This is a genomic window from Microbacterium psychrotolerans (genome assembly GCF_031085295.1).
Lineage (GTDB): Bacteria > Actinomycetota > Actinomycetes > Actinomycetales > Microbacteriaceae > Microbacterium > Microbacterium psychrotolerans.
Window position 1 is genome coordinate 180,778 of sequence record NZ_JAVFWO010000001.1, and the last position, 25,788, is coordinate 206,565.

Annotated in this window: 23 protein-coding genes and 1 pseudogene; 5 read left to right on the forward strand and 19 right to left on the reverse strand. The window is 66.3% G+C overall.

Annotated features, from left to right (window positions below; genetic code table 11):
• Window positions 1–41: 41 nt before the first annotated feature.
• The 12 genes and pseudogenes from Q9R08_RS20815 to Q9R08_RS00850 form a co-directional block, all read right to left on the reverse strand.
• Window positions 42–1,337 (reverse strand): annotated as a pseudogene (locus Q9R08_RS20815) (amidase family protein); the annotation flags it as partial.
• A complete protein-coding gene (locus tag Q9R08_RS00800; protein ID WP_308865904.1) occupies window positions 1,276–1,749 on the reverse strand; it encodes a nuclear transport factor 2 family protein in 474 nt (157 codons plus the stop codon). The pseudogene Q9R08_RS20815 and the gene Q9R08_RS00800, both read right to left, overlap by 62 nt.
• A 7-nt stretch (window positions 1,750–1,756) precedes the next feature.
• Window positions 1,757–2,785 (reverse strand): ABC transporter permease, encoded by a 1,029-nt coding sequence (locus tag Q9R08_RS00805; protein WP_308865905.1) that lies wholly within the window; start codon window positions 2,783–2,785, stop codon window positions 1,757–1,759.
• A gap of 22 nt (window positions 2,786–2,807) precedes the next feature.
• Window positions 2,808–4,334 carry a sugar ABC transporter ATP-binding protein gene (locus Q9R08_RS00810; RefSeq protein WP_308865906.1) on the reverse strand — a complete coding sequence of 509 codons (1,527 nt, stop codon included), beginning with the start codon at window positions 4,332–4,334 and terminating at the stop codon, window positions 2,808–2,810.
• Window positions 4,331–5,476 (reverse strand): substrate-binding domain-containing protein, encoded by a 1,146-nt coding sequence (locus Q9R08_RS00815; protein WP_308865907.1) that lies wholly within the window; start codon window positions 5,474–5,476, stop codon window positions 4,331–4,333. The genes Q9R08_RS00810 and Q9R08_RS00815 overlap by 4 nt, the downstream gene beginning before the upstream one ends.
• On the reverse strand, window positions 5,473–6,606 hold the full coding sequence (locus Q9R08_RS00820; RefSeq protein WP_308865908.1) for a substrate-binding domain-containing protein: 1,134 nt from the start codon (window positions 6,604–6,606) through the stop codon (window positions 5,473–5,475). Before Q9R08_RS00820 ends, Q9R08_RS00815 begins: the two co-directional genes overlap by 4 nt.
• A 31-nt stretch (window positions 6,607–6,637) precedes the next feature.
• A complete protein-coding gene (locus Q9R08_RS00825) occupies window positions 6,638–7,123 on the reverse strand; it encodes a nuclear transport factor 2 family protein (protein ID WP_308865909.1) in 486 nt (161 codons plus the stop codon).
• The gene (locus Q9R08_RS00830) at window positions 7,116–8,144 is read right to left on the reverse strand and encodes an alpha-ketoacid dehydrogenase subunit beta (protein ID WP_308865910.1); all 1,029 of its coding nucleotides are present in this window, start codon (window positions 8,142–8,144) and stop codon (window positions 7,116–7,118) included. Before Q9R08_RS00830 ends, Q9R08_RS00825 begins: the two co-directional genes overlap by 8 nt.
• Entirely contained in the window at window positions 8,137–9,093 is a 957-nt protein-coding gene (locus Q9R08_RS00835; protein ID WP_308865911.1) for a thiamine pyrophosphate-dependent dehydrogenase E1 component subunit alpha, read from the reverse strand. Before Q9R08_RS00835 ends, Q9R08_RS00830 begins: the two co-directional genes overlap by 8 nt.
• Complete coding sequence (locus Q9R08_RS00840) at window positions 9,090–10,118, reverse strand: quinone oxidoreductase family protein (protein ID WP_308866642.1); 1,029 nt, start codon at window positions 10,116–10,118, stop codon at window positions 9,090–9,092. Before Q9R08_RS00840 ends, Q9R08_RS00835 begins: the two co-directional genes overlap by 4 nt.
• Window positions 10,119–10,123: 5 nt before the next feature.
• Entirely contained in the window at window positions 10,124–10,930 is an 807-nt protein-coding gene (locus tag Q9R08_RS00845; RefSeq protein ID WP_308865912.1) for an IclR family transcriptional regulator, read from the reverse strand.
• Complete coding sequence (locus Q9R08_RS00850; RefSeq protein ID WP_308865913.1) at window positions 10,927–12,159, reverse strand: M20 family metallopeptidase; 1,233 nt, start codon at window positions 12,157–12,159, stop codon at window positions 10,927–10,929. The genes Q9R08_RS00845 and Q9R08_RS00850 overlap by 4 nt, the downstream gene beginning before the upstream one ends.
• Before the next feature lie 223 nt (window positions 12,160–12,382).
• On the opposite strand from Q9R08_RS00850, the gene Q9R08_RS00855 reads away from it, so the two are divergent.
• The 3 genes from Q9R08_RS00855 (at window position 12,383) to Q9R08_RS00865 (ending at window position 15,226) form a co-directional block, all read left to right on the forward strand.
• Complete coding sequence (locus Q9R08_RS00855; protein ID WP_308865914.1) at window positions 12,383–13,621, forward strand: aspartate aminotransferase family protein; 1,239 nt, start codon at window positions 12,383–12,385, stop codon at window positions 13,619–13,621.
• Window positions 13,622–13,686: 65 nt separating this feature from the next.
• A complete protein-coding gene (gene ald, locus Q9R08_RS00860) occupies window positions 13,687–14,772 on the forward strand; it encodes an alanine dehydrogenase (RefSeq protein WP_308865915.1) in 1,086 nt (361 codons plus the stop codon).
• Between the two features lie 268 nt (window positions 14,773–15,040).
• A complete protein-coding gene (locus tag Q9R08_RS00865; protein WP_308865916.1) occupies window positions 15,041–15,226 on the forward strand; it encodes a hypothetical protein in 186 nt (61 codons plus the stop codon).
• Between the two features lie 227 nt (window positions 15,227–15,453).
• Here the strand turns inward: Q9R08_RS00865 and Q9R08_RS00870 are convergent, their stop codons facing one another.
• Genes Q9R08_RS00870 through Q9R08_RS00890 form a run of 5 tightly spaced genes read right to left on the reverse strand, consistent with a single transcriptional unit; the run spans window position 15,454 to window position 21,097 of the window.
• Window positions 15,454–16,128 (reverse strand): SDR family NAD(P)-dependent oxidoreductase, encoded by a 675-nt coding sequence (locus tag Q9R08_RS00870; protein WP_308865917.1) that lies wholly within the window; start codon window positions 16,126–16,128, stop codon window positions 15,454–15,456.
• Between the two features lie 52 nt (window positions 16,129–16,180).
• Window positions 16,181–17,038, reverse strand: a complete 858-nt coding sequence (locus Q9R08_RS00875; RefSeq protein WP_308865918.1) for a fumarylacetoacetate hydrolase family protein — start codon at window positions 17,036–17,038, stop codon at window positions 16,181–16,183.
• A 30-nt stretch (window positions 17,039–17,068) separates the two neighbouring features.
• Entirely contained in the window at window positions 17,069–17,962 is an 894-nt protein-coding gene (locus Q9R08_RS00880) for an SMP-30/gluconolactonase/LRE family protein (protein WP_308865919.1), read from the reverse strand.
• A 4-nt stretch (window positions 17,963–17,966) separates the two neighbouring features.
• Window positions 17,967–18,296, reverse strand: a complete 330-nt coding sequence (locus Q9R08_RS00885; protein ID WP_308865920.1) for an ArsR/SmtB family transcription factor — start codon at window positions 18,294–18,296, stop codon at window positions 17,967–17,969.
• Entirely contained in the window at window positions 18,293–21,097 is a 2,805-nt protein-coding gene (locus Q9R08_RS00890) for an FAD-binding and (Fe-S)-binding domain-containing protein (RefSeq protein WP_418001297.1), read from the reverse strand. The genes Q9R08_RS00885 and Q9R08_RS00890 overlap by 4 nt, the downstream gene beginning before the upstream one ends.
• Window positions 21,098–21,192: 95 nt before the next feature.
• Here Q9R08_RS00890 and Q9R08_RS00895 point away from each other — a divergent pair, with 95 nt between their 5' ends.
• On the forward strand, window positions 21,193–21,960 hold the full coding sequence (locus Q9R08_RS00895; protein WP_308865922.1) for an IclR family transcriptional regulator: 768 nt from the start codon (window positions 21,193–21,195) through the stop codon (window positions 21,958–21,960).
• Window positions 21,961–22,020: 60 nt separating this feature from the next.
• On the opposite strand, the gene Q9R08_RS00900 is transcribed toward Q9R08_RS00895, so the two are convergent.
• A complete protein-coding gene (locus Q9R08_RS00900; protein ID WP_308865923.1) occupies window positions 22,021–23,322 on the reverse strand; it encodes an MFS transporter in 1,302 nt (433 codons plus the stop codon).
• Between the two features lie 50 nt (window positions 23,323–23,372).
• Window positions 23,373–24,599: a serine hydrolase domain-containing protein gene (locus Q9R08_RS00905; protein ID WP_308865924.1), complete on the reverse strand. Its 1,227-nt coding sequence runs from the start codon at window positions 24,597–24,599 to the stop codon at window positions 23,373–23,375.
• 129 nt (window positions 24,600–24,728) lie between these two features.
• Here Q9R08_RS00905 and Q9R08_RS20820 point away from each other — a divergent pair, with 129 nt between their 5' ends.
• Entirely contained in the window at window positions 24,729–25,730 is a 1,002-nt protein-coding gene (locus Q9R08_RS20820) for a LacI family DNA-binding transcriptional regulator (protein ID WP_418001298.1), read from the forward strand.
• The last annotated feature ends 58 nt before the right edge of the window (window positions 25,731–25,788 follow it).

Consider the following 25,788-nt stretch of genomic DNA (forward strand, 5'->3'; position numbering starts at 1 on the left):
GCTGTCCGCTCAACGTCGCCGAGGTCTGCAGCGACCGGGAGCGGATCCCCCGGTGACGTCGGAAGGACGAGAGCGTCGGCTTCGCTGAGCGCGGCGTCGATGGCGTGAGCGAGTGCAGTCCGTGCGGCCAGGCCGCGGCCGTATGCGCGTCCGGGAGCAGACTCCTGCAGGCGAGAGGCGGCGAGCATGCTCAGACGCACCGGTGCGGACAGTTCCGTGAAGCGCGTACGAACTCCGACTACGAGCTTCTGCTGGAGTTCCTCCCAGGCGAGATGCGGCCCGTGCCACGGGGCGGACACGCCGAGCAGAGTGGCGAGCGCGCCCTCGATGAACAGTGCCGTGGACACCGGACCGTACGCTGCGAGGTCCAACTCCGTGCGTTTGACCGCCACTCCTCGCCGCGACCATTCCTCCAGCCGTTCCTCAAGCGCGCGGCGCACACGCGGATCCGCACCGCGCGTGGCGGGCATGATGACGCCCACGGTGACGGCGCCGCGTTCTGGCCGGCCCCCGAAGCGTGAGCCTACGCTGGGATGAGGCGAGGTCTCTTGGCGTCCGTCCATTCCATCAGGCCCAGAGAGCACCGAGAGCGCGCGTCCGATCAGTCCAGGCGTTCGGGCGAGAATGCCGATGTGATCGAGTCGGGCTTCCATCCCGATGACGCCGGTATAGGGGATCCGCCCGAATGTGGGCTTCAGTCCGTACGACCCCGTCCACGCGGCTGGCACGCGCACGGAACCGCCTTGATCGGTACCGATGGCGAGGTCGACGCCGTCCAGGAAGAGGGATGCTGCGGCGCCTCCCGACGAGCCACCTGCCAATCGAGATCGATCGTGGGGATTCAGGACAGCACCGTAGAAGCTCGTGTCCCCCGCGCCCGAGAAGGCGAGGTCGTCCATGTTCGTAACCGCCGAGATCGTCGCCCCGGCATCGAGGAGCCTGCGGGTCACGGTAGCGTCGCCGCTCGGCACGAACTCCTGCAAGCACGCCGATCCCGCCGTCAGCGCGATCCCTCCGATAGCGATGGAGTCCTTGACGGAGACTCGGATGCCGGCGAGTGGCCCCTCGGTACCCGATGCCACCTCGACCCACCGGACGACGGCGTTGAAGGGATCGCGCGGCCCCTCGACCTCGCGACGCACACGGGTCTTCGCCAGCGGCAGACCCGCCGGAGACGGCAGCGCGTCTGCGGCGGCCGCGAGCGCATCCACATACGCACGTACGGGGCTGGACGCGGGCACGGGCCTTCCCGGCGGGGCCAGGCGAGGTCGCACGTCAGACACTCCCCAGGAATCCGCTGCTGCCACGGCCCCAGCCCTCGGCCAGGGTGCCGACATACGAGAAGTCGACCCGCACGGCTGTGAAACGCCAATCGCCGTCGACGAGTTCGAGGCGATCCTCGTATCTACCCAGGGCCAGGACCGAGTCCTGGTCCTGGGTCGCGATCTGGAGCAGGTCCCAGCGACCGACGGCCGTGCCATCCTCGAGGGCGACATCGACCCGGGGATTCGAGAGAAGGTGAACGGCCCACGGGAAGACGTCGCGCCCGATCTCGCGCATGAAGCGGGCGATGGCAAGCCTGCCGCTCACCTCCGGGTAGGTGTTGCTCGCCCAGCTCCCGCCTTCGATGAATAGCTCGGCGATCGCGTCGCCGTCATATCCGTCATCGCAGATGCGGGCGTACCGTGCCTTCAAGTCACAGATGTCCGACTTGGCCTCAAGGGCCGCGATCCTGCTTTCGAGCGACATCCGCGACTCACTTCCGAGGCTTCGAGAGGGCGCTGAAACGGCCCGAGGTGAACGCCACCGCGGCAAGGAGCACGAGACCCTTGAGCAGCGACTCGATGTAGAACGGGAGGCCGAACTGCTGAAGTCCCGCTACCAGCGCCGCGAGGACGAGCACCGCCACGATGGTCCCGACGACGTTGTAGCGGCCGATCGTGTAGATCGCCGCGCCGAGGAACACTGCGGCGAAGGCGGGGAGCAGGAAACCCGCGCCGACCTGAGGATTCCCGGACCCCAGAATCGCCGCCTCGGCCACGCCCGCGATCCCTGCGACCGTGCCCGACGCGACGAAGGATGCGACCGTGAGCCCCTGAGTCGGGAGTCCTGCGAGTCGGGCCGCGTCGTTGCTGTCACCCATCGCGTAAAGGTAACGCCCCGTCGGCGTCTTCTCGAGAAGCCACCAGACCACCACGCAGATGACGACCGCGTAGATGACCGGCAGCGGAACTCCGCCGACTCGACCTCCGAGTGCCCGGAAGCCCTCGGGCACGTTCAAGGCGAAGATCGAGCCGTTGGTCCACCACAGGGCGATGCCGAGGGCGATGCTGCCCGTTGCGAGGGTGGCGACCATCGAGTTGATCTTCAGCCAAGCCACGGAGAAGCCGTTGAGGAGGCCGACGAATGACCCCGTGAGCACGCCAGCGACGCAAGCGACCCACGTCGGGGCCTCGAAGAACTGAAACATGCCGATCGACACGATCATCGACAGCGTCAAGACGCTCGCCAGCGAGAGATCGAAGTATCCCGCGACGATCGGGATGAGCATGCCGACCGCGAGTATCAAGCCGACAGCCTCATTGCTGAAGATCGCAGTCACGTTGCTGACCGTGGGATAGGTGCTGGGCAACAACACGCTGAACAGCACGACGATCGCGACCAAGGCATAGAAGCCGTACCAGCGGGGTTCGCCGAGCCGTTTGAGGAGGGATGGAGGGCCGTTCGGCGCCGCGCCGACCGCTGGGGTGCTCGTGGGGGCCGTCTTGGTTGCAGTGGTTGTCATGATCTTTCCTGACTGATGGGTTCTATGCGTCATCGCTGGCAGCCATGTGCAACAGCTGCTCTTCTGGTGTGACCGACGGATCGACCTGTCCTCGGATGCGCCCACGGCGCATAACGAGCACCCGGTCGCAGAGCCCGAGTAGCTCGCCGAAGTCGGATGAGACGACGAGGACGCTCATGCCTCCGCCGGCGAGCCGTCTGATGGCATCATGGATCTGCACCCGGGCATGCACGTCGACGCCTTGCGTTGGCTCATCGAGCAAGAGCACCTTGGGTGAGATCCGCGCCCACCGGCCGATGATCGCCTTCTGCTGGTTTCCTCCGCTGAAGAGGCGAAAGGACTTGTCCGGGTCCCGTGGGCGGACATCGAACTGCTCCATCGTGTCGGCAGCGGATTGTCGTTCGCGGCTGCGACGGATCCACAGTGGGCTCGCGAAGCCGCCCATCGAGGCGATCGTGACGTTGTCAGCCATCGTCATCGCCGGCAGCGCACCGTGGCGACGCCGATCCTCCGGCACGAAGCCGATACCAGCCTTTCGCGCGTGCCGCGGGCTGGCCTGCTTGAGCACGCCTCCGTCGAGTTCGACGACACCAGAGCGCCGCGACTGCGCCCCGTACAAAAGGCGCAGGAGCGTGCTCCGGCCAGAGCCGAGAAGGCCCGCGATGCCGACGATCTCACCCCGGCGCACGGCGAGCGACACCCCCGCCACGCTACCGCCGCTGATCGCGTCCGCGGTGAACGAGACGGGCTGCTCCGCCCGTGGAATGCGCGTGACGTCACGGACGACTGACGTCTCGGCGCCGCCGACCATCGAGGATGCGAGCGACTCCTTGGTCATGTCGCTGGTGGGCGAAGTTTGTACGAGTTCCCCGTCCCGCAGCACGGTCACCCTGTCCGCCAGTTCCAAGACCATATCGAGGTCGTGGGTGATGAACAGCACTGCAACGCCCTCAGCCGCGACTCTGCGAACCATGTCGGTCACCAGCGTCACTTCGTGCTCGGGGAGGGACGCTGTCGGCTCATCGAGCACGAGCAGGCGCACCCCGCGATCGTTCCACAGGTCCTGGACGGCGCGAGCGATGGCCACCATCGTTCGTTCCGCGGGCGACAGATCCGCCATGGGCGTGACCGGGTCCAGATGGGCAACCCCGAGACGCTCGAACACGTCGCGCGCGACGTCCTGCTCCTGTCGCCGATGGACGCGCGCGGGTGAACTCGATCGATAGCGGGATCCGATCGACACGTTGTCAGCCACCGTCAGGTTGGAGAAGACGACGGGGTCCTGGTGGAGGAACTGCAGGCCGAATTCCCCTGCACTGACCGGGTTCAGATCGGGCACGGTCTCGCCGTCGATCGCGATCTCCCCGGCATCCAGCGAATACACCCCCGCAAGCAGTTTCACCAGTGTGGATTTCCCGGACCCGTTCAGGCCCGCGAGGGCGTGCACCTCGCCGCCATGGAAGGTGACGCTCACATCGGAGAGCGCGCGCTGCGACCCGAAGATCTTCGTGACGGATCGAACGTCGATCGAGGACGCGTGCACGTTCACTCCACCCCCCAGAGCATCTGGTACTGGCTCTTAAAGTCGACATCGCCGTCCCAGCCGGTCGCATCGATCTCATCGATGTTCGTCGAATCCACCAGTTTCAGACTCAGCACATCAGCCGCGACCGCGGGGTCCTCGCCTGAGAAGATCCGGTTCATCGCGTCGACGTCGGTCCACCCCATCCATTCGTTGGGGAAAGCCGTCGACGCACTTTGCTCGCCAGTGCGAATCCTCTCCAGCGCAGCGGGGATCCCCTGGGACCCGAGTACGATCTTCTCCTCGGCGTCGACCGCGCTCAGGCCTTGGGCAACCGCAGCCACGGCGTAGTCGTAGTCGATGTAGATCGTGTTGAAGTCAGCGTTCCTCTGGGCCATCTGCTGCACAGCCCGGGGGACGGCTGTCGCGAGGTCGGCGAAGGTGAACGTCTGCTCCTCGAGGATCTCGCAGCTCGCGCACTCCGCGAGCCGCGCGATGAAGGCCTCGTATCGGGCGGTGAGGACCTCGAAGCCCGTGTCGTGGAGCACCAGTGCTTTCACGTTCCCGTCAGTTTCGGCGATGGCGAAGTCGGCCAGTAGTGAACCACTCTCTCGCCAGACGCGATCCGAAGGTGTGCCCGCGAAGTCGACGAGGTCCGTTTCGAGGGCCTGGGAAGCGACTGTCACGACACCTTCCTCTCGTGCCTGCGCGAGAGAGGATTGGATCGTCGAGGGGTTGATCGACACGGTGAGGATGCCGTCGGGGTTCAAGGTCAGAGCTTGGCGGACCGCGGCATTCTGGGAGTCGGCCGTCTCCTTACCGTCGATGATCTGGGCACGCCAGCCCAGCGTCTCGGCGGCCTCTTTGGCAGCGTACGCCGGCTGCGCGCAGCCCTCGGACGCGAGTGCGCACGGTACGATGACGATGAACTTGTCGGGTTGAGCCTCGGGGCCAGTCTCTGGCGCGCCGCGCGTGACCTCGGCTCGGGCCGCGTCTACGCGTTCGCGCGCCTGTTCCACGACTGCGTCGGACGTGGTCGACTCCTCTTGCGGCTCGGTCGCCGGACTCGCTGCGCACCCGACCAGGGCGAGGGAGGTGGCCGCGACGCAGAAGAGAGCAGCACGCAGTTGGCGCGAAAGGGAATTGCCGGTGCGGTCGATGTTGCTCACTGGTCGATTCCCCACATATCGAGGTACTCGGACTTGAAGTCGACGTCCCCGTCCCAAAGTCCGTCAATGTCTTGGTCGAGTGCGACCTGCTGGTCTATGAGCTTGCGCGTGAGTACCGCAGAGGCGGGGTCGGGGGATTCCCCGGCGAAGATGCGGTTCATCGCGTCGATGTCGGCCCATCCGATCCACGCCAGTGCGTAGGCGGTGGTTGCGCTCTGTCCACCTCCGTCGCGGATGAGCTGAATGGCAGCCGATGTTCCGTCCGATCCCAGGACAACTTTTCCATCCGCTCCGATGGCTCGCAGCCCCTGGAGGACGGAGGGGACTGCATAGTCGTAGTCGATGTAGAAGGTGTTGAAGTCCGGATGGCGCTGCGCCATCTGCTGCACGAGCCGAGGGACGGAGGTGGCGAGATCCGCGAACGTGAAGTTCTGGTCCTCGAGGACCTCACAGGTTCCGCACTCATCGAGGCGGTCGACGAACGCCTGGTGCTGCGGTTCGAGGACGTCGAAGCCGGTGTCGTGCAGGACGAGCGCTTTGACCTTGCCGTCGGTCTCTGCGATGGCGTAGTCGGCGAGGAGCGCGCCGCTGTCCACCCAGGTCTGGGCCGAAGGGATGTCGGAGAAGTCCACCAGGTCGCTATCGGCCGCCGAGGAGGCGATCACCTTGACGCCTTGACTCCGGGCGAGCTCGAGGGAGCCCTGGATGGAAGCAGGGTTGATTGCGAAGGTGATGATCCCGTCCGGTCCCAGTGCGAGCGCCTGCTGAACGGCGGCGTTCTGGGAGTCGGCGGTGTCCTTGCCGTCGATGATCTGCACTTTCCAGCCGATAGCCTCGGCTGCTTCCTCGGCCGCCTTGGCGGGCTGCGCGCAGCCTTCCGATGCCAGCGAGCACGTTACGAGTACGACGAACTTGCCCTCCTGCACCGGCGGGCTCTCCTCGGGTGCTCCGACCTCGACGGGCGCTTGAGCAGCGGCGACCCGCGCCTTGGCGTCCTCGACGAGCTCCGAGGACCCTGAGGAGGTCGTGGTGGTGGCTGTGTCGCCGCTCTGGCAACCGGCCAACAGCAGCACGGTGAGTGCGGTCGCCGCTGCGATCGCCGTCTTGCCTGTGTTCGTCCGACTGAACATGATCGTCCTTTGCGTGTGTGAGGTGTTGCGGTTATGGCCTTGCGCCGTGCTGAAAGCGATCCACAGCCCAGTCAGTTAGGTGAGGAGTCATGAGCTCGAAGGCGATACGAAGGTGCTGGAACCGCCACTCGCCGTCGACGCGTACGAACGTGTTGAGGTATTTGCCTGCCAGCCAGCCGGCTGTCACCGCGCCGGTGCTCCGGTCGATGCACGGCATCAGCAGGTGCCAGGCGCCATCGGCGGTGTCGCCGTCACCGGCCACGTCGACTCCCAGCGGCACGTTGATGTGCATCGACCATGGATACATCGGCCCTGCCGACTCGAAGTGGGCCGCGATCTGAGCGCGCCCCTCGCATCTGACGCCGTGGGGAGAGCTCTCCCACACTGCGTCCTCGACGAACAGCTCGCCGATCGCGGCAGGGGGGAACCCGTCGTCGCAAAGCGCGGAGTATCTCGCTTGAAGCCGTGCAATGTCCCGTTCGGCGCGCAATTCGAAGAGGAGTCGCTGGTCATCCATGGGATGCCACCGTCCCGCCGGCGAAGCTCGCGTTGAGGACGCATGCTCGGCGGATCGCGTCAGCGATGCGCGCCGCGGAGGGGATGACCGCCTGAGCGAGATGCGGTGCCGCGGGGATGCGAACATCCGGTGTCCCGATGCGGACGATCGGCGAGGTCAGGCGAAGTCCGTGTTCGGCGACGCGCGCCGCGATCTCAGCGCCGACGCCCCCCGTGGTGTGGGCTTCGTGCGCGATCGCGAGACGCCCGGTGCGCTCGACGCTTGCCAACACAGTCTCGTGATCCAAGGGGCGGATCCAGCGCATGTCGATCACCTCGACATCGATGCCCTCTCGAGCCACGACGGAGGCGGCGTCCAGCGCGGCGAACTGCGTCGATCCCCACGTGACAAGCGTGATGTCCGATCCTTGGCGCCGCACCTGGGCGCCGTCGATCGGCTGGACGGGTCCGCCAGTCGTGATGTCGACCTTGTCGCCGTGGTAGAGCGTGCGATTCTCGATCACGATCGTCGGGTCATCGCTCCAGATGCTGGTGAGCAGCAGGTCGTAGGCATCCTGCGGCGTGGTCGGCATGCAGACCTGCAACCCGGGAATGTGCGCGAAGAGCGCCTCGAGCGACTGAGAATGTTGGGCGCAAGCGCCGGGCGCATTGCCCTGCTGCGTGCGTACGGTGATCGGCGAGGCGAGCATCCCCCGAGAGATGTATCGCACATTCGCGGCCTGATTCACCAGCTGGTCGAGTGCCACAAGAGAGAAGTCCGCCCACATGATCTCCACGACGGATCTCGCACCGAACAGTCCGGCGCCGACCGCGCCGCCGAGGATCGCAGACTCGGAGATCGGCATGTCGAACACCCTGTCGCCGAATTGTCGCTGCAGTCCCTTAGTGACGCCGAATACGCCGCCAGGCAAGGCCACGTCCTCGCCAAAGACCAGCACCTCGGAGCGCTCCCGCAATGCCCTGCCGAGTGCCGCGTTGATGGCCTCTGCATAGGAGGCCCGTTTGATGACCGTGTCAGGCATAGAGGTGCTCCAGAACTGTGTTAGTCGGAGCCAGTTGGTCTCCGAGTGCCGCGGCGGCCGCGTCGTCGATCTCATTTCGCACCGCGGTGTGCAGGTCGTCGAGTTCGGGGCGCGTACGGCCTAGGCCGATCAGCCGCTGTTCGAGGCGAACGATGGGCTCTACCTTCGCGATCGCCGCCAACTCTCCCTCGGGGCGGTAGTGCTGGACATCGCCGATGTAGTGGCCGACGAGACGCTGGGTGATCATCTCCAGCAGTACCGGCCCCTTGCCCCGCCTAGCCCGCTCTACGGCCTGCGCGACGGCCGCTGAGACTGCAACCGGGTCGTTACCGTCGACACGTGCGCCGGGCATGCCGTAGGCGTTCGCACGGCGGAAGAGCTGATCGACCTTGACCATCGCCGAGATCGGCGTCAGCTCGGAGTAGCCGTTGTTCTCCACGATGAAAATGACAGGCAGCGAGCGCACCGCGGCGAAGTTCATTGCCTCGTGCACGGCGCCCTGGTTCAACGCGCCGTCTCCGAACGATGCAACTGCCACTCGCCCCGAGCCGTCGAACGTCGCGGCCAGCGCTGCGCCGGTGGCGATGGGAGCCCCCGCGCCGACGATCGAGTTCTCGCCGTAGAAGCCGTAGTCGGGTGCCGTGAAGTACGCCGATCCCCCTCGACCGCCACTGATCCCGGTGGAGCGTCCCAACAACTCGGCGAGGATCGCGTGAGGAGGGACTCCGCATGCAACGGCCCAGCCGTGACCGCGATAGGTGGGGAACACGGCATCCCGGGTCAGATCCAACGCCGCGCAGGCACCGACGTAGATCGCCTCCTGTCCGTTGCACAGGTGCACGGAACCGACGATCTGGTTGGTCGCCCGCAGCTCGGTGATCTTCTCCTCGAGCGAGCGGATCCGTCGCATCCGCTCGAGATGTCCCCAGATTTGCTCTTCGTCGCTCATGCGCTCGTGTCCTTTCCGTCGTCCCCGACGATGGAGACGACGATCTTTCCGAAATGGCTGTGTGAAGCGAGGGCGCCGAGGGCACGATCGGCACGTGCGAGGTCGTACGTCGCTCCGATGACGGGACGGATCTCGTGCTGCGCGACGAATCGGACCATCTCGTCGAACTCGGGCGCGCTGGCCATCGAAGTGCCGGAGATCGAGATCTGCCGAAAGAAGAGATCTCGGAGATCGAGCGCCGCATCCGCGCCTGCGGTGGCGCCCACGCTCACCAACCTCCCCCCAGGTCGGAGGGCCCGAACCGCGCGCTCGAAGGACGGTGCGCCAATCGTGTCCAGAACGCAGTCAACCGGCGCCGACATCGCTTCGGACCATTCGCTGTCGGTGAGGATCGCATCCGTGGCGCCGAGCTCGATTGCTCGCTCGAGCATCGCGGGGCGGCGGGAGGTGACGGTTACCCGTGCGCCGACGGCTCGAGCGAACGAGAGTGCGAGCAGGGCTACGCCACCGGCGATGGCGGGGATGAGCAGATGGTCCGTGGGGCGCAGGGCGGCGATCGTGAAGAGCGCTCGGTAGGCGGTCATGCCCGCGAGCCCGAGAGCCGCCGCCTCTCGGTCGCTTAGGTGCGGTGGCGGCGTGGCGACGTTGCAGGCGGGGATGGCAACGAACTCCGCGAGTGTTCCCCAGCGCGGGTCGCCGAGGATCTCGGGAACCGTCGGGACGTCCCGGGCGTCGTCCCAGCCGATGCAGGGATTGATCATCACTCTGCGACCGATCTCCGAGCGACTGACCCCGGCTCCGACGTCGACGATCACGCCGGCGCCGTCGGAACCGAGGACTAGCGGCGGATCCTGCTTCCCCCTCGCGTCCATGACAAAAACGTCGTGCCGGTTCAGACCCGCGTAGGCGAGCGCAATGACAACCTCTCCGCGTTGTGCGGCGGGAGTGGGAACGAGCCGCGAGACGAGGCCGGCCGGCCCGGATCGGCCCATGTGGACGACGGCTCGCATCTGTGCGGGCATCATCGGAGTCACGCTCCCGTGTGTACGGTCGCCGCTGCCACGGTCGACCGCTTCGAGAGGAATCGTGTCGCCATGCCGGATGCTTCGAGTACGGCGGAGATGAGGTGGGACTTGGTCGGCTCGAATCGTTCCGAGGGGACCGAAACTGTGTAGGCGCCGACTGGCAGCCCTTGTGCATCGACGAACGACGCGGCCACACAGTGGACGCCGCTCGCGAACTCTCCGCGGTCGATCGCATACCCTTGGCGCTTCACCTGCGCGAGCTCCACCCGGAGTTCCTCATAATCTGTGATCGTCGCGGCCGTCAGCTGCGCGAGGGGCACCCCTTTGAACAAGGATTCGATCTGACCGCCGGGAAGCCGCGAGATGATCGCCTTGCTGGAGGCTCGAGCATGCAGGTCACCCCCGAAACCGACTTCGAGCCTCGTGACGTTGGTGGCCTGCGTCCCCGCTAGATAGTTCTGGAGAATGACCGCGGCATCGTGCCACCGAGAGATGTAGGTGGTCTCCCCGTGGGTCACGTTGTGTAGCCGCGTGAGGATCACGTTGAGTTCAGGGGCCACCGAAACGCGCAACTGGACCTGTCTGGCAGTGGCGAACGCGCGCGGGCCGGGCTCATACTCGCCATCGTCCAGGCGCGTAACGTGACCCGTCAGCACAAGGGTCCGCAGGATGTGGTAACAGGTGGCCTGCCGGATCCCGACTTCCTTGGCGATCCGCTTCGCGTTGACGGGACCGTTCTCCACGATGAAGTCCAGAACCACGAGCCCTCGCTCCAGCGTGGACAGCGTCGTCTGTTCCGACTCGGGGGTCATGCTGCACCTGCCAATGCGATCGCGAGCGCCTTCGCCGCGTCGACCACCTCGGAGAGCAGGACGTGCTCGTTCGGAGAATGAGCGAGCGTCACGTCGCCCGGCCCGAAGATCACTGTGGGCACTCCCTGTCCGCCGTAGAACGCCGCGTCCGAACCCGCGGTGAAACCCGCGAACTCGGGGGCGAGGCCGAGTTTCTCGTGCGCTCGCACGAGAACTTGCACGATCTCGCTGTCCTGCGGCGTCTCCCACCCCATGAGCCCGTCGTTTCCCCACGTGATCGAGGGCGGATAGTCGACGAACCACGGATCCTCGTCTCCGAGGGACTCCAGCGCTTCGACGAGCAGGGTCCGCGCGACTTGCGGATCCTCGCCCGGCATTAGGCCGATGCGCCCCGACATGGTCGCCACCGCCGGTATGGACGCTGGGTACTCCCCCGCCGATACCTGCCCGATCGCAAAGGGGATGCCGGTCGGTACGTCCGCGAACAGTCCATGGCCATACTGGGCTGAGCGCTCACACGCGACTTCGATCAGGCGTGCACGTACGGTGAGCAGCTTTTCGAATGCATCGACGCCCCGCCATGGCGCAGAGGTGTGGGCCGACCGGCCGACGACCGTGACAGTAAAGAACTGCAGCCCTGTGCTGATGGGGACGATCCTGCAGCCCGAGGGCTCAAGGACGACTGCGGCCGCCGCCTGCCCCGGCTCGTGCGAGATCGCCAGCCTCGTCCCGACACCGGTCGTCTCCTCGCCGATCACCAACTCCAGCCGGAGGTCGCGGGCAGGTCGGATGCCGCACACGTCCAGGGCCCTCAGGGCGAGCAGCGCAGATGCAATGCCGCCCTTCATGTCGACGGCGCCTCTGCCGTAAAGGCATCCGTCGATGACGCGGCCCGAGAACGGGGAGAGCATCCAATCGGCCGGGTCACCGGGCGGGACCACGTCGATGTGGCCGTTGAGCACGATCGGACCTCTATCGCGGCCGGGAAATCGCACCACTAGGTTGGCGCGTCGACCGACGCGCTTCTCGTCCCTGCTCAGGGGCGAGTCGGCAAGAAGCTGCACCTCCACCGGCCATCCAAAGCGCGTGAGCGCATCCCGGTAGAGCTCGATCGCCGGCTCTTCGTAGCCGGTGACGCTCTGTGCCTGAACGCTCTCGGCGAGCAGGTCAAGAAGCTCTGGCGCCAGCGCATCAACGGCAGCTGTCACCTGATCGACGGTTTCCTTCACGACCACCCCTTTCGCTGTGCCGGTCGCGTCATTGGTTGATCATGCGACGCGGCATGTTTCGAGTTTGTAAATGTGAACCAATAGTTCGATTATTTGAAATAGCGGCGGATCGGGGCGCATCAGCGACGAGAGTCGCGGTTATGTTGTCCGCATGAAGGATCAGAGTTCGACGTCGGGTGCAGCAGATCTACTCTCCCGTCACCGGGGCGTGATGCCCGATTGGATGGTCCTCTACTACGACGAACCTCTTGAGCTCGTGTCCGGCAACGGACGCCATGTCCTCGGAAGCGACGGCAGGACCTACCTCGACTTCTTCGGCGGGCTGCTCGCGACGATGGTCGGCCACGGCGTGGAAGAGATCGTCGAGGCCATCCGCTCTCAGGCGGGGAAGCTCCTGCACTCGTCCACGCTGTATCTGATCAGTCAGCAAGTTGAGCTCGCCGAGAAGATCGCCAGCCGGTCACGAATTCCTGATGCCAGGGTGTTTTTTGTGAACTCCGGCAGCGAGGCCGTCGAGACGGCATTCCTCCTCACGACTACTGCGGCGAAGAGCAATCAGGTGTTGGCCTTACGCGGCAGCTACCACGGGCGCACATTCGGCACCGTGGCCACCACCGGGATCCGCGCGTGGTCGGCGACGAGCCTCAGCCCGCTGCAGGTGAGTTATGTCCACAGCGGCTATCGCTACCGCAGCCCGTTCGGAAGCCTCCCGGATGAGCAGTTCGTCGATGCTTGCGTCGACGAGCTGCGCACGATCATCGAGACAACTACCAGTGGTCGCGTGGCGTGCATGATCGCGGAACCGATCCAGGGCGCCGGAGGATTCGCCTCGCCGCCGGACGGGTTCTTCCGGCGCACCAAGAGCGTCCTCGACGAGTACGGCATACCCCTCGTCTCCGACGAGGTCCAATCCGGATGGGGCCGGACCGGCCGCGAGTTCTTCAGCATGCATGCACACGGTGTCGTCCCGGAGGTCCTCACGTTCGCGAAGGGGCTCGCGAACGGAATGGCGATCGGCGGTGTCGTCGCGAGCGCTGAACTCATGAACACCGTCGAGGCGAACTCCATCTCCACGGCCGGCGGCAACCCGCTTGCAATGGCCGCAGCGAACGCCACCTTGGACTACATCCTGAGCAACGACCTCCAATCAAACGCGGATGCGCGGGGAACCGAGCTGCTGCAAGGGCTCCGGTCGCTGTCGGAGGCGTATCCCGCCATCGGCGATGTGCGGGGCGAGGGGCTCATGATCGGCGTCGAACTGGTCGTGCCCGGGGAGAAGACGCCAAACGTCGCGTACACGCTGCGGATCCTCGAGAAGGCACGCGAGCTGGGTCTGCTGATCGGACGGGGAGGCTTGCTGGGTAATGTGCTGCGGATCACCCCGCCCATGTCGGTCACTCGAGACGAGTGCTCGACCGCCCTCGCGCTTCTCAAAGAAGCGTTCGACCAGACGACGCCGTAGCGCGGCCGACTATCCCAACCCGCGCGGGCGTTCTGCGCCCGGCCTCAGATCGAAGGAGCATCTCCGTGCGCATTGCTGTGCCTACCGAAGTCAAAGACAACGAGAACCGTGTTGGCCTCACCCCGGCGGGCGTCCTTCAACTGACCCGGCGTGGACATGACGTGCTCGTCCAGGCGTCAGCGGGCGTCGGCTCCGGTATCACGGACGAGGACTACGTTCTCGCCGGAGCGTCCATTATCAGCGACCCCGATCAGCTCTGGGCCGAGGGCGAACTCGTGGTCAAAGTCAAGGAACCGATCGCCGAAGAGTTCGGACGCCTTCGTTCCGGCCTGACCCTCTTCACCTACCTCCATCTCGCGGCGTCCCGGGCCTGTGCGGACGCGCTCCTGTCCAGCGGCACGCGAGCCATCGCGTACGAGGGTGTTCGCGATCGAGATGGACGACTCCCTCTGCTTGCTCCGATGAGCGAGATCGCCGGGCGCCTCTCCGTGATCGTCGGCACATACAACCTCCTGCGTCCCTTTGGGGGCCGCGGAATCCAGCCAGGCGGCGTGGCGGGGACCTCGCCGGCGAGAACCGTCGTGATCGGCGCCGGCGTCGCGGGCGAGCATGCTGCCGCGAATGCGATCGGACTGGGGTCCGCGGTCACCATGATCGATGTCTCCCTCCCACGACTTCGCGAGATGGAAAGGCAATTCGCCGGTCGCATCTCGACGGCCGTCTCCTCGCCCTATGAGATCGAGCGACTTCTCGAGGACGCTGACCTCGTCATCGGTTCGGCCCTCGTCCCTGGCGCGGGAGCACCAAAGCTCGTCACCAACGAGATGGTCCGGGGGATGCGCGAAGGATCCGTGCTCGTCGACATCGCGATCGATCAAGGTGGGTGCTTCGAGGACTCGCGAGTCACGACGCACAGCAATCCGACCTTCCGCGTGCACGGGAGCACGTTCTACTGCGTTGCCAACATGCCCGGCGCTGTCCCGGTGAGCTCCACAACTGCACTGACGAACGCCACCACGCCGTACGTCCTCGCGCTGGCCAGCGGCGTGGAGCGAGCGTTGGAGTCGAATACAGGACTTCGGGAAGGGCTCGCGGTAGAAGACGGAAGACTCATGCACTCGGCGACGGCAGATTCGCTCGGCATGGCCTGACGCAGCCGACGACGGCTGTTCTTGCCATCAAATCCGCGAATGGCAGCGGGAGATTCTGTAGACCCGCTAGTTCCAACCGCATGCGATTGCCGCCGTCGCAGCTACTTTGACGACCGCGGATCGGGTTGAGCATCATCGGCCAAGCAGGCAGGTCGGCGACAACGGGCTGCATCAGCGCAACCACAACGCAAGCATCCCGGTCACGTCGTCCGCCATCTCGGGCGGACTAGAGCTGTGCTGCCAGAACCGCTGGCCATAACCTGGAGAAATGGGAAAGATCCTGCTGCTCGTCGATGGGTTGACCTACGAGCTCGCCTGCGAGGACGTAGACGTCGCATACGCTCGAGTACGCGATGCAGTCGGTGGCTCGCTGGAAGTTGAACTCACTTCCGGCGAGCTTCGCCGGTGCGAAATCCAAGAGCAGTCTTCTTGGGCGATTCTTGAGACCACCTAGAACGTGGGATGAGAACACCGGCCGCCAATCGGACACGCCCGAGCCCGCAAGCGAGCCCAATCAGACAGCACTCCGCCGAACACGAGAGAGCACTTGATACAGAAAGGCCCCTCAGAGAGCCTTCTCCCGGATTACTGCCTCGGCACAGTGTGCGCCCGAAGAGACACGAACCCCCAACCTTCTGATCCGAGGCCCTCGTCACACCGATGGGGAGCGACAAGGGCGGGTTAGTACGTGGCTCGTCCGCCACTGATGTCGTATACCGCGCCGGTCGAGAACGTTACCTTGTCGGATGTCAGCCATGCGATGAGCTCCGCTACTTCTTCGGCGCGACCGACTCGCTTCATCGGAATGAGGCTCGTGATGTGCGCCAGAACGCCGGGAGATGTGTCCTCATTCATCGGCGTGGCGATGACGGCGGGCGCGATGGCGTTGACGAGTACACCGGTGGTTGCGAGCTCCTTGCCGGCCGACTTCGTGAGTCCGATCACCGCTGCCTTCGATGCGGAGTAGATCGACAGATTCGGGTTGCCGTCCTTGCCCGCCATGCTGGCGATGTTGACGACACGGCCCCAGCCTCTTTCCACCATCCCTGGCACGAAGGCGCGCATCATCGTGACCGTGCCGACGACGTTGACATCGAGGACGCTTTTCCATTGCGCCGTCGTGGTTTTGACGAGCGGCGCATTGGGTCCGACGATGCCGGCGGAGTTGACCAGGATGTCGATGGGACCGAGCCGGCCGGCCGCGGCGGCGACGGCTTCGTCGTCGGTGATGTCAAGGACGATGTCACACCCACCGGCGAGGTCGACGGTTATCGCCTCGACGCCGTCCTGGCGAAGGCGAGCGGCCGTGGCGGCGCCGAGGCCGCTGGCCCCACCGGTGATGAGGGCACGGGTCATGATTTCTCCTCGTTGAGTGCGGATTGAGCGTGAGAACGTCGACCGAGTGCCGCTACCGTGGACCGACGACGGTCTGCCGTTGCTCGCCGAGACCGTCGATGCCGAGGGTCATGATGTCGCCGGCCTGGAGCCATATCTGAGGGTCGAAGCCGAGACCGACGCCGGGCGGTGTACCGGTGTTGATGAGGTCACCGGGCTCAAGAACCATGAACTGGCTGATGTAGTGGACGATGACGTACGGGTCGAAGATCATCGTCGTCGTCGAGCCGGTCTGCCGTCGCACGCCGTTGACGTCGAGCCACATTTTCAGATCCAGCACGTTGGACACTTCGTCCTGCGTGACGAGCCATGGCCCCGCCGGGTTGAACGTCTCGGCGGACTTGCCCTTGAGCCACTGTCCACCGCGCTCCATCTGGAAGGCGCGTTCGCTCACGTCGTTGACGACGACCCAGCCCGCGATGTGGTCGCGGGCCTGTTCGGGCGAATCGAGGTAGCTTGCGCGCGTGCTGATGACGATGCCGAGCTCTACCTCCCAGTCAGGTTTGGTCGATCCGCGTGGGATTCGCACATCGTCGTCGGGGCCGACGAGGGTGTTGGGCGACTTGGTGAAGAGGATGGGTTCGTCCGGCACCGGCTGGCCGGACTCGGCGGCGTGGTCCGCGTAGTTGAGGCCGACGCAGATGATCTGGTGTGGGCGGGCGATTGGCGGTCCGATGCGGAGGTGGCCCAGTGGCGCACCACCGAGAGCCGTGCGTTCAGCGACGATCGGCGCGATACGCTCCAGCCCGCCCGATCCGAAGAACTCCTCGTCGAAGTCCGTGACGATGTCGGAGAGGTCGACGTAATGGTCGTCGTCGACCAGCGCGGCCGGCCGCTCGGCCCCGACCGGACCGATTCGCAGAAGCTTCATGTTGTGTTCCTTCCAGGGGTTGGGGGTGGGTCAACGGATGCCGGACCACAGATGCGTTGCAACGCCTGTGACGCCCGGCTTGATGGTGAAGAGCCGGCCGCTGAGCGGGTAGTCCTGCAACTGCTCCGGAGTGAGATCCTCGGTCGCGGTGGTGATGACGAGCGTGTCGAGCTCCGGGCCGGCAAACGCGGGGCAGGAGGTGTGCGGCGCTGGTACGTCCACACGGGCGACGATCTGCCCGGTCGGATCGATGCGCACCACGCAACCCTCGCCCCACACCGCGACCCACAAGTGGTCGTCAACGTCGACCGCCATCCCGTCGGGATATCCGTGTTCGAACTCGGTGAGAAGCGAGCGCTCTCCGACGGCACCTGTCGCGGGGTCGTAGTCGCGGACGTAGATCCGCTTGCTGAGAGTGTCGATGCTGAACAGTCGTCGCCCGTCCGAGGTCCAGCCCAGACCGTTGGAGAGGGTGAGGTCGTCGTCGAGTGTGACCAGTGCGCCGCCGGGCTCGACACGCACGAGCAGCTCACCGCCGGGGCCCGTCGTGCCCACAACCAACCGACCTCGAGGATCGGGCTTGCCGTCGTTGAACCGGCGACCCTGGCCCGTGATGATTTCCGCGCTGGACGTGATTCCTCCGTCGAGATCGCGGTAGTGCAGCCGATGCATGCCGGCGACGACGAGCTCGCCCTTCATGGAGACGGCGACTGCTCCAGCTGTGTCGGGGAAGACGAAGCGCTCCTCGACCTCGACGGCGCCCCCGTAGGCGAAGCGTCCGGAGTGCACGGCACCTTCCATGACGTCAACCCACAAGATCTTGCCGCGGATCGGGTCCCACAACGGTCCCTCTGCCAGGAGATGCGATATGCCCGTCGCGACCCGGGCTGTACCGAGCGAGGGCGTGGATGAGTAGTGGTTCATGCGCCTATTCCCATGTGTGCTCTGTGATCGCGTCGAAAAGGGACCAAGCGATCGCCTCCACCCGATCGGCGTCGATCCGATACAGACGCGCCGGACGAAAGCTCCCGGGAACTCGTTGGATCTCGTAGCCGACCGCCCCGATCCGTTCCAGCATGTTCAGATGCTCGCGCACGCCGAAGCGGGTGTACCCGACGGCGGCAGCAACACCGGAGATGGTCGCCGGACCCTCACGGAGCGCGCGGAGGATGTCGATGCGCACGGCTGACACACCCAGCGCGGCCGCCACATCGGCGGGATCTTCGACGCGATCGTCGGTGAGTTCGTGCCGCGTCATGTCGTCCTCAGAGTGTCGTCGAGGACCTGGAGGATGTGTCGGTAGTCATGGCCAGTGGCCCGCGTCATGCCGAGTTCGCAGGTGCGGTTGAGGGAAGCGTGCGCCACCGATCCCGCGGCCACCACCTGAGCGGCTTCACGCGCCGTGGCCGTAGCCGTGAGCTCCGGGTGCAGCATCCCTCGGTCTCCGGCAAAGGCGCAGCATCCCCAATCCTCGGGAACGACGACGCTCTCCGCCGCCGCCGCTGCAACACGGCTGAGGGAGGGATTTACACCGAGGTGGGTCGACGAGCAGGTGGGATGAAGCGTCACCGATGCGATACGGTCTCCGGCCGGAAGGCGCGGGAGCACGAACTCGTCCACGAACGCGACGGCGTCGATGACGCGGATGCCGAGCTGTCCAGCGGCATCCAGGAGCACGTGGAGTCCTTCGGTACACGAAGACGCGTCACAGACCACGGGCAGGCGCCCCCCGGCAGTCGCGAGCAGCAGCGAATTCACGACTCGGTCCTTCATGACCGCGTACCCCTGGGTGAGGCCTTTCGACTTCCAGGGGGTTCCGCAGCAGAGGGACGGAAGATCGTCGGGGGTGCGCAGAGCAATCCGCGCGCGCTCGCACAACCGCAGGAACGATTCGGCGACACCGTCCTTCCCCACCGGACCGAACATGGTGGTGGTGCACGAGGAGAAGTACACGGCGACCGCGTCCGCTTCGGCGAACACCTTGCGCCTGCTTCCCCCGGGCGGAAGATCGGCTGTGTAGAGCGGGACGGCATCGGCGCCGAGGACGCTGCGCGCCACCTTGCTGGCCACGTGGGCAACGACCGTCGGCACGGCGTCGGCGACCGACAGCGCCTTGCCGCCGACAGTGCTCACGAGGTCCCACCGGTGGGCTGCCGCCTTCCACCCGGCTCGTGTCACCGTGTTCTGGTTCTCGGCGCGTAGGCGCCGAACGAGGTCACCGGTGTTGATCAGCACTGGACACGCGCTCTGACACATGCCGTCGACAGCGCAGGTCTCAATCGCGTCGTACCCGTACTCCTTCTCGAGAGCGCGGGCCAGCTCGTCATCGCCGCGATCGCGGGCGCGCTGCAGCTCGCGGCGAAGCACGATCCGCTCACGCGGAGTGAGGGTGAGATCCCGCGACGGACACACGGGCTCGCAATATCCACACTCGACGCAGCGGTCGACCTCGGATTCGACGGCGGGTGCCGTCTTCAGATTCTTCGTATGCGAATGCGGATCATCGGTGAGCAGGACGCCAGGGTTGAGGACCATGCCGGGATCGAGCAGCCGCTTGATCTCCCACATCACCTCATGCAGTTCGGCTCCGTACTGGCGCGCCACATAGGGGGCCATGATGCGTCCGGTGCCGTGCTCGGCCTTCAACGTTCCACCCTGCGTGATCACCAGGTCGACCATGTCCTCCGTGAATGACTCGTAGCGGGTGAGCTTCTCCGGATCATCGAATCGCTCATTGATGAGGAAGTGGATGTTGCCGTCCTTTGCGTGACCGAAAATCACGCTCCCCTCGTACCCGTATCTGTCGAACAGTGCGATGAGCCGTGTGCAGGTCTCGTTGAGCCGCTGCACCGGTACTGCGATGTCTTCCAACAGCGCGGTCGTTCCCGGCGGCCGGGCGCCTGCGACGGCGGTGAACAGGCCCTTGCGAATGTGCCATAGCCGGTCCCGAGTGGCGGGATCACGGGTGAGTGCTGCTGGAGCGACGAGCGGAAGGCGGGCGAAGACCATGGCTGCCCTTTCCGCCGCGTCTTCCAGGGCTTCAGCGGAATCCTCCTGCAGTTCCACAAGCAGGGCGGCGTGACCGTCCACGGCGAGTGTCGTCAGCTCGGCGGTGGCTTCAGGATCCTGTTGCGCGACCAGCAGGGACGCCGCATCCATCAGTTCGATGGTCGCGAACCCCGCCGCCACCAGGGACGGAAGGGCGGCAGTGGCGTCCGCGAGACTGGTGAAGGTGAGGAGCACCGTCGCCAGGTGCGCCTTGACCGGCACCGTCCGGAACGTCACCTCCGCGACGAACGCGAGTGTGCCTTCCGACCCCACGACAAGGTGCTCGAGAATGTCGATCGGGCGTGTGAAGTCGAGGAACGAGTTCAGGCCGTACCCCATGGTGTTCTTGATCGCATGCAGCCGCCGCAGCTTCGCAACGGAATCCGGGTCGCGGCGCACACGATCGCGCAGACGCTCGAGGCCGGCGTGGATCGCGGGTTCGCGTGTTTCGAGCAACTCGGCGGCATCCGGCGCGCCGGTGTCGATGACCGTCCCCGAGGGCAGCACCAGAATCGCGGATTCGAGCGTCGCGTAGGCGTTTGCGTGGGTGCCGCACGACATGCCGGAAGAGTTGTTCGCCACTACGCCACCGATCGTGCAGGCGATCTCGCTGGCCGGGTCGGGGCCGAGCTTGCGCCCATGCCGCGAGAGTCGAGCGTTCACGGCGCGAACAGTGGCACCCGGCTGGGCACGAACCCGGCGTCCCTTGTCGAGCACGTCGATGCGACGGAAGTTCCTCCGGGTGTCGACGAGAACACCGCCGGTGCCGGCCTGACCCGAGAGGCTCGTGCCTCCGGAGCGGAATGCGACGCAGACGCCGCGGGCGCGGGCGGCGGCCACGACCGCAGCAACCTCCTCGGCGTCCTCCACGTCCGTGACCGCGAGAGGGACCAGGAGGTAGTGCGAGGCATCGTGCGCGCTCGCGAGCCGATCGGTCGCCCTCGTGCGGACGCGTGAGCATGCACCTTCCAGAGCGGAGACGAGCTCGCGATCGAGGATGGGAAGAGGCATCTGTATTTCCATCTTTCGGAACAACAGTCTATTAGTTGGAAGTATCGAGGCAACTATAGTCGCATCATGATGTCGATCACTGCGCTGGCCACCACATGACGCCACCGGCCCCCGACGGTGGCGCTCGGGTAGTCGGCAGCGATCGGGTTCTCGCAGTGCTCATCCAGCTCGCGGAGCACCCGGAGGGCGCCACGCTGGACCAGCTCGCGGCGGCGGTCGCCAGCCCCAAACCGACGGTGCACCGGGCGCTGACTTCGCTTCGCAAGGTCGGACTCGCCGCGCAGCTCGCTCGCGGCGTGTACATCCTCGGCGACGAGTTCATAAGACTCGCGTTGCGCAACGTCGCCGATCGTCCGGAAGCTGCCCTCGTGACTCCCGCGCTCGAGCGGCTGTCCGCCCGATTCGGAGAGACCGCTCATTACGCGGTCCTCGATGGTGCAGACGTGGTCTATCGCGCCAAGACGGATCCCCCCGCGGGGGCTGTCCGGCTCACCTCAGTCGTCGGCGGCCGCAATCCGGCCTATCGCACGGCGGTCGGCAAGCTTCTCCTCAGCTGGTCGGTGACAAGCCTCGACGAACTCATCGCACTGCTGGGCCCTGGCCCACTGGAACGCAAGACGCCGAACACCCTCAGCGATCCTCAGGCGATCTGGGAGGAATGTCAGGCGATCCGAACCCAGGGCTACGCCGTGGACGATCAGGAGAACGAACTAGGCATCAACTGCGTGGCGGTCCCGGTGCGGATCGATCCGCAGCTTCCTGTCACAGGCGCGATCAGCGTCAGCGCTCTCGCCTTCCGCCTTCCGCTGGACGTGCTGGTGCGGTCCGTTCCCGAGATCCTGAGCATCGTCTCGGCTACCTGACCCCGGCTCTCCGATCGGCCGCATCGACGGTCCGGCCGATCGCCTGCACCGGGTGAGGCGCTACCGGGCCTTGCGGACCGGCAATATCGCGACGGCCCCGACGAGTCCCAAGGCGCCGCCGACGGAGTACAGGACACCGTAGGAGCCGTCGCCGAACGCCAGGATGATCGGCGCGATCACGGGCGCGAGCGTCTGCGGGAGGGTGGCAGCCATGTTGAACACGCCGAGGTCCTTCGCGGTGTCCTCCGGGTCTGGCAGCACATCGGCGACCAGCGCGAGGTCGACGGCGTTGTACGCGCCATAGCCGATACCGGCGACCGCCATAGCCGCGAGGAAGGCCGGCACGGTCGATGCTGCCGAGAGCATGAAGAACGCGATGCCGAAGATCACAGCCGCGAGCAGCACGAAGATCTTGCGGCGGCGCAGGAGGTCCGAGAGCTTGCCGCCCAACGGTGCGGCGACCATGGTCGCGATCGACAGAGCCAGCAGCCCGAGGAACACGAGGTTCGGCGCCGAGCCGGCGGTCGCCCCCAGATGGTCGATGAGGTAGTACGCCAGATAGGTGGTGACGAAGGCCGCCGCGAGCTGCACCATGAAGCGGCTCGCGAACGCCCACGAGAAGTCCCTGTTCTCACGAGGGTTCACGTAGAACGTCCGCACCAGATCCCGCGCTCCGAAGTGAGGACGATCGGCCTTGTCGAGTCGCTTGTCGCGCAGGGTGAAGAGAAAGGGCAGGACGAGGAAGAACGCCAGCGACCCGGGGATAAGAAGCATCAGCACGATGTTCGGTGCGAGCGCCTGCACGAGGAACGACCCGCCCACGAGCCCGATCGGCAGAGTGATGCCCGCCACCCCCGAGGCGACTCCGCGCTGGGCCTGCGGAATCTGGTCGGCGATCATCGCGATGAGCATCGCGCCGAGGATGTTGACGAACACGCTGGTGAGGAAGTATCCGCCTAGCAGCATCGGGATGTCGCCGGCGAACGCCATCACAGCCGCCGACGCGAGCGTGCCGGCGGCGCCAACGAGGATCCACGGGCGGCGCTTCCCCCACTTTGCGGTGGTGCGATCGCTGAGGCGACCGACGACCGGATTGGTGATCAGGCCCACGAACGCCCCGACCCCCAGGATCAGCCCGAGCGTCGCAGCGCGTTCTGCTTCCGGCACGAGCGCGTCGACTCGCACGGCGAGGGTGATCACCAGCGGCGCCTGGTTGGCGATCCAGAACCCCACGTACGCGAGCGCGTAGATCATGAGGAACGTCCAGCGCACGCGCGCGAACTGCGGTGCAGGACCCGAGACGGATGCAACCCCGGGTTCGGTCGTGGCGCGTTCGGTCTGCGGGAGGGGGGCGCGCTTCATCGTCGACGTCCTCAGGTTCGGTTCGCGGTGGCGGGTGAGGTGGGAACGGGTCAGTCGCGGCGGACGCACGCGCGGAGCGCGTCGACGATCAGCGTGCTTCGCGTCGCCGCGACGAGACCGACCTGACGGTTCGTCGCCCACGCGAACCCGATCCCGCTCTCGACGTCGGCGAACGCCAACTGCCCGATCGCGCCGTCGTGGCCGAAGGACGTCGGCGACAGCATCCTTCTGTCGGCTTCATTGTTGAGCAGAAATCCCGTGGTGAACCGTGCTGTGCGAGGCGCGAGACCACCCCACCAGGGAACATCCGGCAGCGAGCGCAGGGCGGTCTGGCGCGACCGTGGACACAGCAATGCGTCGCCCTCGCGCACCGTGGCGGCGAACATCCGCGCAAGGGCGCGCGCCGAGGCCATCACACCCGCCGCCGGCACGCCGGCGCGGAGGAACTCGGGCTCGTTCAGTGCGGTCACCAAGGCCGCCGGGTCGGCGATGTCGGGGATGGCGCTCCCCATCGACAGCGACCGCATGGCCTCCGGCGCCGTGGCGGCCTGGAGTGCCTCCTGCAGACTCGGTGTCACGTCGATCGGCAGCGGCGACTCGAGCAGGGGAGGCAGCAGCAGCGCCCGCCGTGCGAGCACGTCGTCGCTCGCACCGAGGGTGATGTCTGCACCGCCGAGCGCCTCGGCGATGAGCTCGCGCACCAGGTCGCCGGCGTTCGCGCCGCTGACCCGGCGCAGGATCTCGCCGACGATCCACCCGTAGGTGAGAGCGTGATAGCCGAACGCGGTTCCTGGCGTCCACAGCGGCGTCTGCACCTCGATCGCGCGCAGCACCGGTGAGACCGCAAGGATGTCTTCTGCCGTGAGGTCAGCGTCCAGCGCCATCAGACCGGCCCGATGCGCCAGAACGTCTCTCACCGTAATCTCTGCTTTGTCGGCCTGAGCGAACTCGGGCCAGTACCGCGCCACCGCGGAGTCGAGACCGAGCTCCCCCGCCTCGATCAGCTTGAGCGCGAGAATCGCGAGGACGGCCTTGCTGACCGAGAAGACAACACTCGGCGTGTCGGGCTCCCACGCCCGTCCGCTTCGCGGGTCGGCGCTTCCGGCCACGAGATCGACGAGCGTCGTGTCTCCGCGCACGATGCTGAGCGCCGATCCGCCGAGGTCGTCGACACTCGCCGCGAGCGCGAACGCGTCGCGCACCTCTTCGAACCCGGGCGCGACGTATCCCGTGGGGATGGTCGCGGGAGAGTCGGCTGCGCGAGGAGTGGCGTGCATCTTCGGTCCTAACGAGTGTGCGTTCGGCATTTAGTAATGCGCTTTACTAGATGCAGATTAGGCAGGCGTCGCGTCCGTGTCAAATGGATCGAGCGCGTCGCCCGCGAGGAACCCACCAGGATGTACCACATGAGTCGCACCACCTTGAAAGACGTCGCGCAGGCCGCGGGCGTCTCGCCGACGACGGTGAGCTTCGTGGTGAACCGCCGCGCCGATCACATCCCGGAGAGCACCCGACGGCGCGTCGAGCAGGCGGTCGCGGATCTCGGCTACGTCCCCTCGGCACGCGGGCGAGCGCTCGCCTCCGGCCGCAGCCGGGTGGTCGTCTGCGTGTCTCCATCCGGCCCCGCAGCGGCCGTGGTCGAGGAATTCAAGCGCGAACTCAGCGACAGCCTCATGGCCGCCGGATTCACCTGCGTCTTCCTCGAGCGCCCGAGCGACGGCGATCAGTTCGTGCAGCTGTGGCGCCATATCGACCCGGCGTGCGTCGTGAGCTGGGACGCTTTGACCGCCGCCGAGCTGCTTCCGTTGGAGCGCGCAGGGGTCGCGACGGTTACGGGCCTGGTCATGGGCGGAACCGATGAGGATCGCGCCGTCGACCAGCAAGGAGTCGGGCGGGCGCAGGTCGAACACCTCGCCGACCTCGGTCACCGGCACATCGCGTACGCCATGCCGGTGATGACGCGCGAGGACGAGAGCACGGCGCGGGCGCGCCTGGCGGGCGCGACGGCGGCCGCGCGAGAGTCGGGCCTGGCCGACCTGACCGTCTCAACAGTCGATCTCGACGCGGTTGACGGGCAGCGCGCGGTCGAGGCCTGGACGCGGGCCACGCCGAGCGTCACGGCGGTGGCGGCGTACGGAGACCTCCAGGCGGTCACCATCCTCGAAGCGAGCCGCCGCCTGGGCGTGCGCGTGCCGGAGGACCTCGCGATCATCGGTGTCGACGACCTGCCGCTCGGACAACTGGTCTTCCCGACGCTGTCGACCGTGGCTCTGGATCTTCGGGCAGCCGCCGCCGACGTAGCGGCGCGCATCCTCGCGGTGGTGGAGCCCGCCGGCACGACGGTTCCCGTCGAGCGGCGCCCGCCGCGGGTGGTCGTACGGGAATCCACCCTCGGCGCGGGCGCCTGACCGACTCGGTCGCGGCGCCCGGGCCCCGTCAACGGGCCGACAACTGTTCAGCGAGGGC

Bases quoted from the DNA above. Each gene is read 5' to 3' on its own strand.
- Q9R08_RS00890 (WP_418001297.1), bottom strand. From the start codon at position 21,097: ATGCCTCTTCCCATCCTCGATCGCGAGCTCGTCTCCGCTCTGGAAGGT.
- Q9R08_RS00840 (WP_308866642.1), bottom strand. From the start codon at position 10,118: ATGATGCCCGCACAGATGCGAGCCGTCGTCCACATGGGCCGATCCGGG.
- Q9R08_RS00875 (WP_308865918.1), bottom strand. From the start codon at position 17,038: ATGAAGCTTCTGCGAATCGGTCCGGTCGGGGCCGAGCGGCCGGCCGCG.
- Q9R08_RS00800 (WP_308865904.1), bottom strand. From the start codon at position 1,749: ATGTCGCTCGAAAGCAGGATCGCGGCCCTTGAGGCCAAGTCGGACATC.
- Q9R08_RS00880 (WP_308865919.1), bottom strand. From the start codon at position 17,962: ATGAACCACTACTCATCCACGCCCTCGCTCGGTACAGCCCGGGTCGCG.
- Q9R08_RS00905 (WP_308865924.1), bottom strand. From the start codon at position 24,599: ATGCACGCCACTCCTCGCGCAGCCGACTCTCCCGCGACCATCCCCACG.
- Q9R08_RS00825 (WP_308865909.1), bottom strand. From the start codon at position 7,123: ATGGATGACCAGCGACTCCTCTTCGAATTGCGCGCCGAACGGGACATT.
- Q9R08_RS20820 (WP_418001298.1), top strand. From the start codon at position 24,729: ATGAGTCGCACCACCTTGAAAGACGTCGCGCAGGCCGCGGGCGTCTCG.
- Q9R08_RS00805 (WP_308865905.1), bottom strand. From the start codon at position 2,785: ATGACAACCACTGCAACCAAGACGGCCCCCACGAGCACCCCAGCGGTC.
- Q9R08_RS00885 (WP_308865920.1), bottom strand. From the start codon at position 18,296: ATGACGCGGCACGAACTCACCGACGATCGCGTCGAAGATCCCGCCGAT.
- Q9R08_RS00895 (WP_308865922.1), top strand. From the start codon at position 21,193: ATGACGCCACCGGCCCCCGACGGTGGCGCTCGGGTAGTCGGCAGCGAT.
- Q9R08_RS00865 (WP_308865916.1), top strand. From the start codon at position 15,041: ATGGGAAAGATCCTGCTGCTCGTCGATGGGTTGACCTACGAGCTCGCC.
- Q9R08_RS00855 (WP_308865914.1), top strand. From the start codon at position 12,383: ATGGTCCTCTACTACGACGAACCTCTTGAGCTCGTGTCCGGCAACGGA.
- Q9R08_RS00835 (WP_308865911.1), bottom strand. From the start codon at position 9,093: ATGAGCGACGAAGAGCAAATCTGGGGACATCTCGAGCGGATGCGACGG.
- Q9R08_RS00845 (WP_308865912.1), bottom strand. From the start codon at position 10,930: ATGACCCCCGAGTCGGAACAGACGACGCTGTCCACGCTGGAGCGAGGG.
- Q9R08_RS00870 (WP_308865917.1), bottom strand. From the start codon at position 16,128: ATGACCCGTGCCCTCATCACCGGTGGGGCCAGCGGCCTCGGCGCCGCC.
- Q9R08_RS00820 (WP_308865908.1), bottom strand. From the start codon at position 6,606: ATGTTCAGTCGGACGAACACAGGCAAGACGGCGATCGCAGCGGCGACC.
- Q9R08_RS00900 (WP_308865923.1), bottom strand. From the start codon at position 23,322: ATGAAGCGCGCCCCCCTCCCGCAGACCGAACGCGCCACGACCGAACCC.
- Q9R08_RS00830 (WP_308865910.1), bottom strand. From the start codon at position 8,144: ATGCCTGACACGGTCATCAAACGGGCCTCCTATGCAGAGGCCATCAAC.